At 43.7% G+C, this 14915-nt stretch carries 9 protein-coding genes, 1 tRNA gene and 3 rRNA genes; all 13 read left to right on the top strand.

All coding sequences use genetic code 11. From position 1 onward, the window contains the following. Nucleotides 1-3 precede the first annotated feature (3 nt). The 13 genes from hisS to J5A74_01345 all read left to right on the top strand — a co-directional run bounded on the left by hisS (nt 4) and on the right by J5A74_01345 (nt 14909). A complete protein-coding gene (hisS, locus tag J5A74_01405) occupies nt 4-1269 on the top strand; it encodes a histidine--tRNA ligase (GenBank protein ID QUI96037.1) in 1266 nt (421 codons plus the stop codon). Nucleotides 1270-1280: 11 nt separating this feature from the next. Continuing rightward, nucleotides 1281-3071: an aspartate--tRNA ligase gene (gene aspS, locus J5A74_01400; protein QUI96036.1), complete on the top strand. Its 1791-nt coding sequence runs from the start codon at nt 1281-1283 to the stop codon at nt 3069-3071. 67 nt (nt 3072-3138) lie between these two features. Beyond that, nucleotides 3139-3819, top strand: a complete 681-nt coding sequence (locus tag J5A74_01395; protein ID QUI96781.1) for a response regulator transcription factor — start codon at nt 3139-3141, stop codon at nt 3817-3819. Continuing rightward, nucleotides 3812-5344 carry a HAMP domain-containing protein gene (locus tag J5A74_01390; protein QUI96035.1) on the top strand — a complete coding sequence of 511 codons (1533 nt, stop codon included), beginning with the start codon at nt 3812-3814 and terminating at the stop codon, nt 5342-5344. The genes J5A74_01395 and J5A74_01390 overlap by 8 nt, the downstream gene beginning before the upstream one ends. 56 nt (nt 5345-5400) lie before the next feature. Then, nucleotides 5401-6003 (top strand): ECF transporter S component, encoded by a 603-nt coding sequence (locus tag J5A74_01385; GenBank protein QUI96034.1) that lies wholly within the window; start codon nt 5401-5403, stop codon nt 6001-6003. Then, on the top strand, nt 6003-6785 hold the full coding sequence (locus J5A74_01380; protein QUI96033.1) for an energy-coupling factor transporter transmembrane protein EcfT: 783 nt from the start codon (nt 6003-6005) through the stop codon (nt 6783-6785). The genes J5A74_01385 and J5A74_01380 overlap by 1 nt, the downstream gene beginning before the upstream one ends. Continuing rightward, the gene (locus J5A74_01375) at nt 6758-8413 is read left to right on the top strand and encodes an energy-coupling factor ABC transporter ATP-binding protein (protein QUI96032.1); all 1656 of its coding nucleotides are present in this window, start codon (nt 6758-6760) and stop codon (nt 8411-8413) included. Before J5A74_01380 ends, J5A74_01375 begins: the two co-directional genes overlap by 28 nt. Then, a complete protein-coding gene (locus J5A74_01370) occupies nt 8370-8921 on the top strand; it encodes a transcription repressor NadR (GenBank protein QUI96031.1) in 552 nt (183 codons plus the stop codon). Before J5A74_01375 ends, J5A74_01370 begins: the two co-directional genes overlap by 44 nt. After that, nucleotides 8918-9781, top strand: a complete 864-nt coding sequence (locus J5A74_01365) for a hypothetical protein (protein ID QUI96030.1) — start codon at nt 8918-8920, stop codon at nt 9779-9781. The genes J5A74_01370 and J5A74_01365 overlap by 4 nt, the downstream gene beginning before the upstream one ends. 249 nt (nt 9782-10030) lie before the next feature. Next, nucleotides 10031-11560 (top strand): 16S ribosomal RNA (locus J5A74_01360). A gap of 60 nt (nt 11561-11620) precedes the next feature. Next, nucleotides 11621-11738, top strand: a 5S ribosomal RNA gene (gene rrf / locus J5A74_01355). Nucleotides 11739-11742: 4 nt separating this feature from the next. Beyond that, nucleotides 11743-11815: transfer RNA gene (locus tag J5A74_01350), tRNA-Ala, on the top strand. Between the two features lie 199 nt (nt 11816-12014). Next, nucleotides 12015-14909: ribosomal RNA gene (locus J5A74_01345) — 23S ribosomal RNA — on the top strand. Together the 16S, 23S and 5S rRNA genes with 1 tRNA gene alongside form the textbook arrangement of a ribosomal RNA operon. Nucleotides 14910-14915: the final 6 nt, after the last annotated feature.

The raw sequence follows: 14915 nt of genomic DNA, 5'->3' as shown, positions 1-14915 counted from the left end.
ACTATGGCATTGATAAAAAAACCGGTGACTGGAATGAAGGATATTCTTCCAGAAGAAATGGCTATCAGAGATTATCTGATGAATGTAATTAAGGATATCTATAGAAGTTTTGGATTTTCGTCCATTGAAACGCCTTGTGTGGAGCATATTGAAAACTTGCTTTCAAAACAAGGTGGAGATAATGAAAAGTTAATTTTTAAAGTGTTAAAGCGTGGAGAAAAATTAAATGTAGAGGAAGCTAAGGAGGAGGTAGATTTAACAGATTCTGGGCTTCGCTACGATTTAACTTTGCCTTTGGCACGCTATTACTCCAATAATGCTGCAAACTTGCCTTCGCCATTTAAAGCATTGCAAATTGGAAGTGTGTGGAGAGCGGACCGTCCACAAAAGGGAAGATTTCGTCAATTCACACAATGTGATATTGATATTTTGGGTGAGGCCAGCCATCTGGCAGAGATTGAATTGATTTTGGCGGCGACAACCTCACTTTCTAGAATTTGCCCAGACAATCAATTTTGTGTAAGAATGAATGATAGGGAAATTCTTCGTGCGATGGCTTCCTATGCAGGATTTCCAGAAGAAAGCACCGATATGGTGTTTATTATCTTAGATAAGATGGATAAAATCGGTGCGGATGGTGTTGCTGGGGAATTGGTTGAAAATGGATTTTCAAGGGAAGCCGTGGACAAGTATATGGCATTGTTTACAACCCTTGGAAAGGATGCTAGTGCTGTTCGTGGACTCTTTGAAAAGCTTGGACAAGAACATATCAAAAAGGAGACCGTAGAAAATCTTGCACAGATTATGGATATGGTCAGTGCTTGCAAGAAGGGAAGTTTTTCACTGGAATTTGATCCGACACTTGTGCGTGGAATGGGCTATTACACGGGAACGATTTTTGAGGTTTCTATGGAGGGCTTTGGTGGATCGGTTGCTGGTGGTGGTCGCTATGACAAGATGATTGGAAAGTTTACAGGAAAGGATACACCAGCTTGTGGATTTTCTATTGGCTTTGAGCGAATTATTACGATATTGCTGGATCAAAAATTTCAAATCCCTGCCAGAGAGAAGAAGGCCTTTTTATTTGAAAAGGGAATAGAGGTGGAAAAAATGGCCGAGATTTTACAGACAGCAGATGCAGAAAGAAATGCAGGAAATATTGTCCTTGTTTCAGGAATGAACAAGAATAAGAAATTCCAAAAGACACAATTAGAGGCAGAGGGCTATACAGAATTTAGAGAATTTTATAGAGAAGAATTAAAGAAGTAGGGGAGAAGATAATGGCAGAATCAATGTTGGGCTTAAAGAGAAGCCATAGATGTGCAGAAGTAGTCAATGCTAGTATTGGCGATGAAGTGACGGTGATGGGTTGGGTACAAAAGAGCAGAAATAAGGGAAGTCTGATCTTTGTTGACCTTCGAGACCGCTCAGGGCTTTTGCAGATCGTCTTTGAGGAGGATGACTGTGGAAGTGAGGCCTTTGCAAAGGCAGGAAAGTTGCGTGCAGAATTTTGTATTGCTGTGACAGGGGTGCTGGAAAAAAGAAGTGGTGCATCCAATGAAAATCTTACCACAGGAAATTTAGAAGTAAGGGCAAAAGCTATTCGCATTCTTTCTGAGTCAGAGACACCTCCATTTCCAATTGAGGCAAATGCAAAGACCAAGGAAGACATTCGACTAAAGTATCGCTATCTTGATCTTCGTCGTCCAGATCTTCAAAAGAATATTATGACAAGAAGTCAGATTGCAACTTTGACGAGACTTTTTCTTGCACAGGAGGGATTTTTAGAGATTGAGACACCGACATTAATTAAGAGCTCTCCAGAGGGAGCAAGGGATTATCTTGTACCAAGCCGTGTACACCCAGGTGCATTCTATGCACTTCCACAATCTCCCCAGCTCTTTAAGCAATTGTTGATGTGCTCTGGATATGACCGCTATTTTCAGCTTGCTCGCTGTTATAGAGATGAGGATTTAAGAGCAGATCGACAGCCAGAATTTACTCAAATTGATATGGAGTTGTCCTTTGTCGATCAAGAAGATGTTATGGAAGTCAATGAGCGTCTATTGCAAAGACTATTTAAGGAAGTGCTTGGTGTAGAAATTAGCCTTCCAATTCAGAGAATGACATGGCAAGAGGCTATGGATCGCTTTGGTTCAGATAAACCAGACCTTCGCTTTGGAATGGAATTAAAGAATATTACAGAAGTAGTAAAAAATACAGAATTTGCAGTTTTTAAAAATGCGATCACCGCTGGCGGAACAGTTCGAGGCATTAATGCTAAGGGACAGGGACATATGCCAAGAAAAAAGATTGATGCACTTGTAGAATTTGCCAAGGGATATGGGGCAAAGGGACTGGCCTACATTGCACTGGAGGAAGATGGAAATGTAAAGTCTTCCTTTGCAAAGTTTATGTCTGAGGAAGAATTGAAAAATATTGTGGTGGCAATGGAGGGAGAGCCAGGAGATCTACTCCTTTTTGCAGCAGATAAAAACACCATTGTTTGGTCTGTGCTCGGTGCTCTTCGCTGTGAAATTGCTGCACAACTTGGACTTTTTAAGAAAGATGATTTTAAGTTTTTGTGGGTTACTGAATTTCCATTACTTGAGTGGTCTGATGAGGAAAATCGCTTTAAGGCGATGCATCATCCATTCACTATGCCAATGGAAGAAGATTGGCAATATATTGATTCTGATCCAGGCCGAGTTCGTGCAAAGGCATATGACATTGTACTCAATGGAACAGAGCTTGGTGGCGGTTCAGTGAGAATTCATCAAGCAGATATTCAGGAGAAGATGTTTGAAGTTCTTGGACTTTCAAAGGAAGTGGCCGAAGAGAGATTTGGCTATCTGTTGGAAGCATTTAAATACGGTGTTCCACCACATGCAGGATTGGCCTATGGCCTTGACCGAGTGGTAATGTTAATGGTTGGTGCAGACTCTATTCGCGATGTTATGGCATTTCCAAAGGTAAAGGATGCATCAGATTTGATGACACAGGCACCTGACTTTGTGGATCCACAGCAATTGGAAGAATTAAATATTCAAATCAAGGAAACAAATAATTAGAAACAAAAGATCTGCTAGAATCGGTGACCTACTGATTTTGGCAGATTTTTTTTAGAGGAGGAAAATGATGGATGCAGTAAAAATATTGGTGGTAGATGATGAGGCGAGAATGAGAAAGTTAGTGAAAGACTTTTTGTCGATTAAGGGCTACCGGGTAATGGAAGCAGAAAATGGGGAAGATGCCGTAGAAAAATTTATGGCCAATCGAGATATCAAGTTGATTTTACTTGATGTTATGATGCCAAAGATGGACGGGTGGGAGACTTTGCGTATTATTCGGGAAAATTCAAATGTGCCAATTATCATGCTGACAGCAAGAAGTGAGGAAAGAGATGAATTGCAGGGATTTTCTTTGGGAGTAGATGAGTATATCACAAAGCCATTTAGTCCTAAAATTTTGGTGGCGAGAGTCGAGGCTATCTTGAGAAGAAGTTTTGGGGTAGAGGAAGAAAAAATTGAAATGGGTGGTATTGTCATTGATAAGGCTGCTCACGAAGTGAGTATCGATGGAAAGATTGTTGAACTTAGCTATAAGGAGTTTGAGTTGCTCAATTACTTTATGGAGAATAAGGGGATTGCACTGTCTAGAGAAAAGATTTTGAATAATGTCTGGAACTATGACTATTTTGGAGATGCCAGAACCATTGACACCCATGTCAAGAAGTTGAGAGCAAAGATGGGCACAAAGGGAGAGTATATTAAGACCATTTGGGGAATGGGTTATAAGTTTGAGGTGGAAAATGCATAGATATTCCATCAAGGCAAAGCTGACATTTTTAATTTGGGGCATTATTTGTCTGCTCTTTGCGAGTCTATTTTTGCTCAATACATTTGGGCTTGAATTGTTTTATCGTGCTCAAAAGGTGGGGGTAATTAAAAATGCCTATGAGAGCATAGATAAAATTATTATAACCAGAGAAAATAAGGACACGGCGATTTCAGATGACACAGACACACTAAAAAAATTAGGAAATTTAATCGAAAGTTATTCCAATAAATATAATCTTTCGGTAGCGGTTGTGGATTCCGTTACCAATGTAGGCGTTGTTTCTAATGAAAGAGATGGCGAGTTGTTAGATAAGAGAGTTCGGGCAGGACTGTTTGACAGTACAAAAGGCAATGGGGTCACTAGCATTTACAAGAATGAAAATTATCGCATTATGATTCACCGTGTGCAGAATACAGATTATGTCTATATTGAATGCTTCGGCTATAGTAGAGACAATCAGAGTATGATTTTGATGTCAACGCCAGTTGCAGGTCTAAAAGAGAGTGTGGATTTGTCTAACCGCTTTTTGCTCTATATTGGAATTGTCACGCTTATTCTTGCGACCATAGCTAGTTACACGATTGCAAGACATATTACAAAACCAATTCAAGATTTGGCTCAAGTCTCCGAGCGATTGAGAAAACTGGATTTTGATGCTCAATATGTGGGCAATAGTTTGGATGAAATTGGGGTGTTGGGAACAAATATGAATGTGATGGCACAGAAGTTAAAAGAAACCATTGCACAATTAAAGGAGGCCAATGCTCTGCTCCAAGAGGACATCAAGAAAAAGGAAGAAATTGATGAGATGCGAAGGGAATTTATCGCCAATGTCTCTCACGAATTAAAGACACCGATTGCTTTGATTCAGGGGTATGCTGAGGGGCTAAATGATGGTCTTTGTGAGGATGAGGAGAGCAGAAATTACTACACAGAAGTCATTATGGATGAGGCAGAGAAGATGAATTTAATGGTCAAGCAATTATTAAATTTAAGTGCCCTCGAATCAGGAACACAGTCAATGCAGCTGTCTACCTTTGATATTTGTGAACTCATTCACGATGTGATGGACTCAACAAAAATTCTTCTTGTCGATAAGAATGTGGAAATGACATTGGAAGGGGACGCATCTATTTTTGTTTGTGCTGACGAATTTAAAATAGAAGAGGTGGTAACAAACTTTGTGAGCAATGCCATTCACCATGTCAGTGAGCCAGGAAAAATTGAGATTGAACTGAAAGAAGAAGACGGTGTGTGTGTGAGCATAAAGAATACAGGAAAAAGTATTTCAGACGAGGATTTGGAACATCTTTGGGATAAGTTCTACAAGGTGGACAAGGCACATTCTAGAAGTTATGGCGGAAGTGGCATTGGTTTGTCTATTGTCAAGGCGATTGTGGAAGCTCATCATCAACATTGTGGTGTGTATAACACAAAAGAGGGTGTGTGTTTTTGGTTTACATTGGAAAAATCACTGAAGAATCTTGACAAAAAGGAGTGCTAGAAGTATGATGTGACTGTATTTACAGCTGTCTTGTCAGCTAGAAAATGGAGGTCATCATGGGAAAGTTACTCAAAACAAGGTTTTCGACAGCAGTGGTGGTGTTGATTCCAGCCTGTATCGGAATGAATTACTTGGGAAAGTTTTTTGCAACGCTATTAAAATTGCCACTTTGGCTGGATTCCATTGGAACTTGTATGGGGGCATGTCTTGGTGGACCAATTGTTGGCGCACTGTGTGGAGCATTCAATAATTTGATTTATGGATTGACAACGGGAGATAACATCACCTTAATTTATTCGCTCACCAGTGCGGGAATTGGCTTTTTTGTTGGACTTTTGGCACGGCTTGATTTGGTGAGGACACCAGTCGGTGCAGTGATTACGGCCATTGTGGCTGGACTGGTTGCCGTGTGCATTTCGACACCGCTCAATATTTTGTTTTGGGGAGGTACTACGGGCAATGTCTGGGGGGATGCATTATTTGGCTTGACACAGGCAAGAGGAATGAGTTTGCTCTTTGGTTCCTTTGTCGATGAGATGGTGGTAGATATTCCCGATAAGGTCATTACTGTCCTTATTGCTAGGCAATTACTTCGTGGTTTACCAAAACAACTAGTGGCACTGTATGATGTCAATACAGAGATTGAGAGGTTGGACTAATGCAATTATATCAAAATAGAGGAACATGGCTAAATCGCCTGCATCCATGTACAATGGCTGTGTATGCACTGACAGCTATTTTATTGCCATTATTGGTTGGAAAGAGATGGCTCTTTGTGGTGACTATACTCTGTAGCTTAGCACTCCTTTGGAGTGGAAAGGTGTTTTTCCGAGCACTTCCACTCTTTGGATTTTCGATTACTTTGGTGGTGGTGATTTTCATTATTCAAGGAATGTTTTATAAGCACAATCAAACGCAAGTCTTTCATATTTTTATGGCGAAGTTTTTTCGAGAGGGATTACTCTATGCACTTTCTCTAGGGCTTAATCTCTTTAATATGCTCTTTGCCTTTGCTGTCTTTGTGTTGACTACTTCCATCGATGAATTTGTAGAAGAATTAGAACAAATGGGAATGCCAACAAAAATGGGCTACATGATTATTGCGGTATTTCAAATTGTGCCTCAAATGCTTGGAACAAAGGATGCCATTATTGATGCACAAAGAAGTCGAGGAATGGAGGTGGATGGCAATCTTTGGCTACGAATTCGTGCCACATTGCCATTAGTTTCTCCTGTAGTGATTAGTGCACTCAATGCCTCCAGAGAAAGGGCCATGGCTCTAGAGGTTCGAGGGTTTGGAAGAAAGACAAAAAAGACCTATTTAGATAGGAAAGAGAAAACAAATGCAGATCGAGTGATACTGTGGATGTGTGGGCTTATTCTTTTAATTGCATTTTTGTGGAGGTTAGTAAAATGGGGATCATTTCTATTGGGCATTTAAAGTATCGCTATCCAGGGATGAATAAACTGGCACTGGATGACATCAATGTGGAGATTGAGCAGGGAGAAATTATTGGTGTGATAGGAAGAAGTGGATCGGGAAAGAGCACTTTGGCTCAAGCTTTGATTGGTCTAGTTCCAAATTTCTACCGAGGAGCCTATGGTGGACGGGTAAGAGTAGGAGAAAAGGTTGTGGGGGAATGTCCAGTGGAGCAGATGTGCGAAGATGTTGGAATGATCTTTCAAAATCCATTTACACAACTATCAGGAGCAAAGGACAATGTCTATGGAGAAGTTGCTTATGGGCTTCAAAATTTGGGGATTCCAAGGGATGAAATTCACAGGCGAGTCGAAAAAGTATTAAAAAAATTGGGTATATGGGAATACCGAGAGAAAAATCCATTTTTGCTTTCCGGTGGACAGATGCAGCGTGTGGCGATTGCCTCAATGCTTGTGATGAATCCCAAGGTGATGATTTTTGATGAGCCAACATCACAGCTAGATCCTAGAGCAACAAAGGAAATATTTTCAATTGTAGAAGACATGGCAAAAGAGGGCAAGACCATCATCATTGTCGAGCAAAAGATAGAATTGATGGCAAGACATTGTGACAAGTTGTTGGTACTAGAGGGAGGAAAATGCATTGCCTTTGGAAAGACAGAAGAAGTTTTACAGAGAACAGACCTAGGGATTGCCCCTCCAATCTATGTTCGTATAGCAAGAGAACACAATATAAAGACAGCACAAGGACGCTATCCGATCACCGCAGAAGAATTTTTACAAAGTGTGAAACAGAAGGTGAATCTTTCACTAGATGAAAAAAGAGAAAGTTATCAAGCAGAAGAGGTATTTCGCATTCAAGGAATGGATTTTTCTTATGTCGAGGATTCCCCTATTTTTTCAGATTTCTCTCTTTCTCTAGATGCCCGTTCTACTGCGATTGTGGGAGAAAATGGTGCGGGAAAGACCACTTTAGTCAAATTACTAAAGGGATTGTTGAGCCCGCAGAAAGGTGATATTCTATATGGCAGAGAGAATATCAAGGAAAAAACGGTGGCAAGCCTAGCGAAAGAGGTTGGCTATGTGTTCCAAAATCCAGATGACCAAATCTTTCAATCGAATGTCTTACAAGAAGTGATGTTTGGCCCGAAAAATTTAGGAATGAAAAATGCTGAAGAAATGGCAAACGAGGCACTAGAGATGGTGGGACTTTCCCATCAAGCACAGGCCAATCCCTATGATTTGAGTTTACAAGAAAGAAAGATGATCGCAATTGCCAGTGTTATTGCAATGGATCCAAAAGTTATGATTCTTGATGAGCCAACCATTGCACAAGATAGTGTGGGAAAGGATAGAATTGCAAATATCATTAAAGTGCTCAGGGCAAAGGGAAAATGTGTGATTGCTATCTTGCACGACATGGATTTTGTGTTAGAAAATTTTGAGCGTGTCATGGTGTTATTTCATGGTAAAATATTGGCAGAGGGCGAAGCCGAAGAAGTATTTTGTCAGGATGAGATTCTTCAGCAGGCAAAATTGGAAAAACCCTATCGCATAGCATTAAAAGAAAAGATTGAGGAAATATATGGAGGCAGCAAAACGAAGAGAAAAGATAATGAAAATTCTTAAAGAGAGTAGCATTCCTGTTTCTGGAAAGGAATTGGCAAGACTCTGTGCAGTGAGTAGACAAGTCATAGTACAGGATATGGCAATATTGCGTGCATCAGGCGATGAAATCGTAGCAACCAGTTCGGGCTATATTTGTCTGAACAAGAAAGCAAAAAGAATTTTTAAAGTTGTTCACAGTGACAATGAGGTGGAGGAGGAGTTGAGCTTAATTGTCGATTGTGGAGCAGTGGTTGAGGATGTATTTGTCTATCATAGAGCTTACGGCGTGGTGCGTGCCAAATTGGATATTAAAAGCCGCATCGATATTGAACGCTTTATGGAAGATATTCGCACGGGAAAATCAAGTCTACTGAAGAATACAACGGCCGGATATCACTACCACACCATTGTGGCAGAAAGCAGTGAGATTCTTGATTTGGTTCAAGAAAAATTGAAAGAGAGGGGATTTTTGGCTCAATTGCAAGATTATGAGCCAGTAAATTTTTGGGAAGAAAAGAAAGACGAATGAGAAAAATACGAATATTGGGGACGGGTGTACCGACAATGGACATCTATCCAGCACATAAGGAAATGTTTCCGGGAGGAAATGAGTATAATATTGCCTGTAATGTCGCATTACTGGGCGAAGAAGCTGGCTTTTTAGGTGTTTTTGCTAGAGATTTGGCGGCAGGATATTTGCAGGACACATTGAAGAATTTGGGTGTGGATATGTGTGCTTGTCGAAGGGAAAAAGGCTCCAGTGGATACAGCCTTGTGGAATTGAAGGAAGATGGCGACCGCATTTTTTTGATGTGGAATCAAGAAGGAGCAGCAGATAAAAATCCTATCCAATTTACGGAAGAGGAACTTCAATATATTGAGACATTTGATGTGCTCTGTGCTGGGCGATGTGCCAATGTTTCCAGAGAAAAAATTGAAATGTTATCGCACAGAGGGATTAAGGTTTGCTATGACTTTTATGAAGTATTTACAGAAAAAGAAATTAAAGAAATGGCACCCTATATTCACTATGGATTTTTTTCGTGCAGTCACTTAGATGATGAGAAGACAAAGTCTGTTTTACGCTCTGCTGTGGAGGCGGGGTGCAAAATTGCCATTGGAACGAGAGGGACGCAATCAGCCTTTGCCTATGATGGCAAGAACTACTATGAGCAGGATGTCAAGGCAGTGGCGGCAAAGGATGCACTGGGGGCAGGAGACTCTTTTATTGCTGCTTTTTTGGTCAGTTATTTGAAAGACCAAGATGTGCAGAGGGCGTTGAAAATGGCTACAGAGTATGCGGCAGAAATTGTGATGAAGAGTGGAAGTATTGGCGTTGGATTCCACTTTGATCCGCCAAAATTAGAGGAGTTAGTTGATTTATCATAAGGTTTGAATAAAAAATAAAAAAAATCAAAAAAATACTTGACGCAGATATAGTACTATGATATTATATCTGAGTCGCTGACGAAGCGACAACAAAGAACCTTGAAAATTAAAGATTAAACAGTACACATAACCCTGAAATTTCTTAAAGAATTTCAAGAATGTAATAAAACCTTTGGCTTTGTGAAAACAAAGCTTCAGTAATCATAGGATACAAATTGCTAGTGCAATCATGACCTAGATCAAAAACTTAAACATGAGAGTTTGATCCTGGCTCAGGATGAACGCTGGCGGCGTGCTTAACACATGCAAGTCGAACGAAGCTGTTGTTTGGAGACCTTCGGGTGGAAGAATAACAGACTGAGTGGCGGACGGGTGAGTAACGCGTGGGTAACCTACCTTGCACAGGGGGACAACAGTTGGAAACGACTGCTAATACCGCATAAGACCACAGTACCGCATGGTACAGGGGTAAAAACTGAGGTGGTGCAAGATGGACCCGCGTCTGATTAGCTAGTTGGTGGGGTAAAGGCTTACCAAGGCGACGATCAGTAGCCGACCTGAGAGGGTGATCGGCCACATTGGGACTGAGACACGGCCCAAACTCCTACGGGAGGCAGCAGTGGGGAATATTGGACAATGGGGGGAACCCTGATCCAGCGACGCCGCGTGAGTGAAGAAGTATTTCGGTATGTAAAGCTCTATCAGCAGGGAAGAAAATGACGGTACCTGACTAAGAAGCCCCGGCTAACTACGTGCCAGCAGCCGCGGTAATACGTAGGGGGCAAGCGTTATCCGGATTTACTGGGTGTAAAGGGAGCGCAGACGGCTTGGCAAGTCTGAAGTGAAAGCCCGGGGCTTAACCCCGGGACTGCTTTGGAAACTGTGAAGCTAGAGTGTCGGAGAGGTAAGTGGAATTCCCAGTGTAGCGGTGAAATGCGTAGATATTGGGAGGAACACCGGTGGCGAAGGCGGCTTACTGGACGATAACTGACGTTGAGGCTCGAAGGCGTGGGGAGCAAACAGGATTAGATACCCTGGTAGTCCACGCGGTAAACGATGAATACTAGGTGTCGGGGGACATAGTCTTTCGGTGCCGCCGCTAACGCATTAAGTATTCCACCTGGGGAGTACGTTCGCAAGAATGAAACTCAAAGGAATTGACGGGGACCCGCACAAGCGGTGGAGCATGTGGTTTAATTCGAAGCAACGCGAAGAACCTTACCAAGTCTTGACATACCGTTGACGGTTCCGTAATGGGAACTTTCCTTCGGGACAGCGGATACAGGTGGTGCATGGTTGTCGTCAGCTCGTGTCGTGAGATGTTGGGTTAAGTCCCGCAACGAGCGCAACCCTTGTCCTTAGTAGCCAGCAGTCAGATGGGCACTCTAGGGAGACTGCCAGGGATAACCTGGAGGAAGGTGGGGATGACGTCAAATCATCATGCCCCTTATGATTTGGGCTACACACGTGCTACAATGGCGTAAACAAAGTGAAGCGAAACCGCGAGGTCAAGCCAATCACAAAAATAACGTCTCAGTTCGGATTGTAGGCTGCAACTCGCCTACATGAAGCTGGAATCGCTAGTAATCGCAGATCAGCATGCTGCGGTGAATACGTTCCCGGGTCTTGTACACACCGCCCGTCACACCATGGGAGTCATCAATGCCCGAAGTCAGTGACCCAACCGCAAGGAGGGAGCTGCCGAAGGCAGGGAGGATAACTGGGGTGAAGTCGTAACAAGGTAGCCGTATCGGAAGGTGCGGCTGGATCACCTCCTTTCTAAGGAAGAAGTAGGGGTTGTGGGTACTGTTTAATCTTTAATCCAAGGTCATCAACCTTTTTGGTGCCGATGCGCTTAGGGGTAACACCCGTTCCCATCCCGAACACGATGGTGAAGACCTAAGCGGCCGAGGGTACTATACTGGAGACGGTATGGGAGAGTAGGTGGGTGCCAAATTTATGGGGGTGTAGCTCAGTTGGGAGAGCACCTGCCTTGCAAGCAGGGGGTCAAGAGTTCGAATCTCTCCATCTCCACTCGCTAGAGAGATCTAGCATCGTACTTTGAAAACTGCATATCAAACAGATTTAGAATATTTGATTAAATATTTTAGACATCCGAGGTGATATTAAATCGCAATGATTTAGTATCCGAAAAAAGAAACAAACCAAACCGACCAACTAGATACACGCTAGTATCTGAGAAAGTGATCTTCACCGCAGAAGATGACGAAGTTGGTTAAACATAAAGAGCGTAGGGTGGATGCCTAGGCACTAAGAGCCGATGAAAGACGTGATAAGCTGCGAAAAGCTACGGGGAGGAGCACATATCCTTTGATCCGTAGATATCTGAATGGGGAAACCTACTTGGACAAACTCCAAGTATCCATGCGCCAATACATAACGTATGGAAGGGAACCCGGTGAACTGAAACATCTAAGTAGCCGGAGGAAAAGAAAGAAAACTCGATTTTGGGAGTAGCGGCGAGCGAAACCGAAAGAGCCTAAACCGTGGTGCGTGCACCGCGGGGTTACGGACTGCAACAAGTGAGTCGATTTGTTACCAGAACAGTTTTGGAAAAGCTGGCAATAAGCGTGAGAGCCGCGTATGGGAAAGCAATAGACAGCGAGCAGGATCCAAAGTACCACGAGACACGAGAAACCTTGTGGGAAGTCGGGGGGACCACCCCCCAAGGCTAAATACTCCTTAGTGACCGATAGCGCATAGTACTGTGAAGGAAAGGTGAAAAGGACCCCGGGAGGGGAGTGAAAGAGAACCTGAAACCCTATGTTTACAAGCTGTGGAAGTGCGATACATGAACGCACAACCGCGTACTTTTTGTAGAACGGTCCGGCGAGTTACATTGACTGGCAAGGTTAAGCACTACAGGTGTGAAGCCGAAGGGAAACCAAGTCTGAATAGGGCGAGATAGTCAGTGGATGTAGACCCGAAACCGGGTGATCTATCCATGTCCAGGTTGAAGTTCGCGTAAAAGTGAATGGAGGACCGAACACACATCCGTTGAAAAGGGTGGTGATGAGGTGTGGATAGGGGAGAAATTCCAATCGAACCCGGAGATAGCTGGTTCTCCTCGAAATAGTTTTAGGACTAGCCTTGTTTTAGTTTCATGGAGGTAGAGCTCTGAATTCTTAAGGGGGCGTCAAAGCTTACTAAGAGATATCAAACTGCGAATGCCATCGAAATGATGAACAGGAGTCAGACTGCACGAGATAAGTTGGGTAGTCAAAAGGGAAAGAGCCCAGACCTACAGCTAAGGTCCCAAAGTATGTGTTCAGTGGAAAAGGATGTGAGATTTCAGAGACAACTAGGATGTTGGCTTAGAAGCAGCCACACATTCAAAGAGTGCGTAATAGCTCACTAGTCGAGAGGTCTTGCGCCGAAAATGTCCGGGGCTAAAACACAACACCGAAGCTTAGGAATGTAGCAATACATTGGTAGAGGAGCATTTTTATAGGCGTAGAAGCTGTACCGATAAGGAGCAGTGGAGTAATAAAAAGAGAGAATGCCGGAATGAGTAGCGAGATGAAGGTGAGAATCCTTCAGGCCGAATATCTAAGGTTTCCAGAGTAAAGCTGATCTGCTCTGGGTAAGTCGGGGCCTAAGGCAAGGTCGAAAGACGTAGTCGATGGACAACAGGTTTAGATTCCTGTACCGCTTATTATCAGAAATGTGGGGACACAGAGACGTATCCAAACCCAGGAATGCAAAGACTGGGGCAAGCCAAGTACTGGTATGGCAGGAAAATCCGCCATGCAACAGGAATAGGTGATGCGGACCGAAATCAAGTAGGGAAGTTGGAGAAGGAGCTGTCAAGAAAAGCCGCTATTGTATAATAAGTGCCCGTACCGTAAACCGACACAGGTGGATGAGGAGAGAATCCTAAGGCCGGCGGGAGAAGCATTGTTAAGGAACTCGGCAAAATGACCCCGTAACTTCGGGAGAAGGGGTGCCATCCTCCGGGATGGCCACAGAAAATAGGCTCAAGCAACTGTTTAGCAAAAACACAGGTCTATGCGAAACCGAAAGGTGAGGTATATGGGCTGACGCCTGCCCGGTGCTGGAAGGTTAAGAGGAGAAGTCAGGCAACGAAGCTTTGAATTGAAGCCCCAGTAAACGGCGGCCGTAACTATAACGGTCCTAAGGTAGCGAAATTCCTTGTCGGGTAAGTTCCGACCCGCACGAAAGGCGTAATGATTTGAGCACTGTCTCAACAATGCACCCGGTGAAATTGAAGTACCAGTGAAGATGCTGGTTACCTGCGCCAGGACGGAAAGACCCCATGGAGCTTTACTCTAGTTTGATACTGGGATTCGATTATACCTGTACAGGATAGGTGGGAGGCGAAGAAGCAAGGACGCCAGTCTTTGCAGAGCCGCTGTTGGGATACCACCCTTGTATGATTGGATTTCTAACCTGCACCCGTGATCCGGGTGGGGGACACTGTCAGATGGGGAGTTTGACTGGGGCGGTCGCCTCCGAAAGGGTATCGGAGGCGCTCAAAGGTTCCCTCAGAATGGTCGGAAACCATTCAAAGAGTGCAAAGGCAGAAGGGAGCTTGACTGCGACACCGACGGGTGGAGCAGGTACGAAAGTAGGACTTAGTGATCCGGTGGTATAAAGTGGGATTGCCATCGCTCAACGGATAAAAGCTACCCTGGGGATAACAGGCTTATCACTCCCAAGAGTTCACATCGACGGAGTGGTTTGGCACCTCGATGTCGGCTCATCGCATCCTGGGGCTGAAGTCGGTCCCAAGGGTTGGGCTGTTCGCCCATTAAAGCGGTACGCGAGCTGGGTTCAGAACGTCGTGAGACAGTTCGGTCCCTATCCGGCGTGGGCGTAAGATATTTGAGAGGAGCTGTCCTTAGTACGAGAGGACCGGGATGGACTGACCGCTGGTGCACCTGTTGGGGAGCAACCCCATCGCAGGGTAGCCAAGTCGGGCCGGGATAAACGCTGAAGGCATCTAAGCGTGAAGCCCCCCTCAAGATGAGATATCTCATACGCAAGTAGTAAGACCCCTTGAAGACGACGAGGTAGATAGGGCAGAGGTGTAAGTGTGGCAACATACTTAGCTGACTGTTACTAATCGGTCGAGGGTTTAACCAACAAGTCG

This window comes from Lachnospiraceae bacterium oral taxon 096 (assembly GCA_018141845.1).
In the GTDB taxonomy this organism is placed as follows: Bacteria; Bacillota; Clostridia; order Lachnospirales; family Lachnospiraceae; genus F0428.
This window is presented reverse-complemented; position numbering and strand designations above follow the sequence as displayed.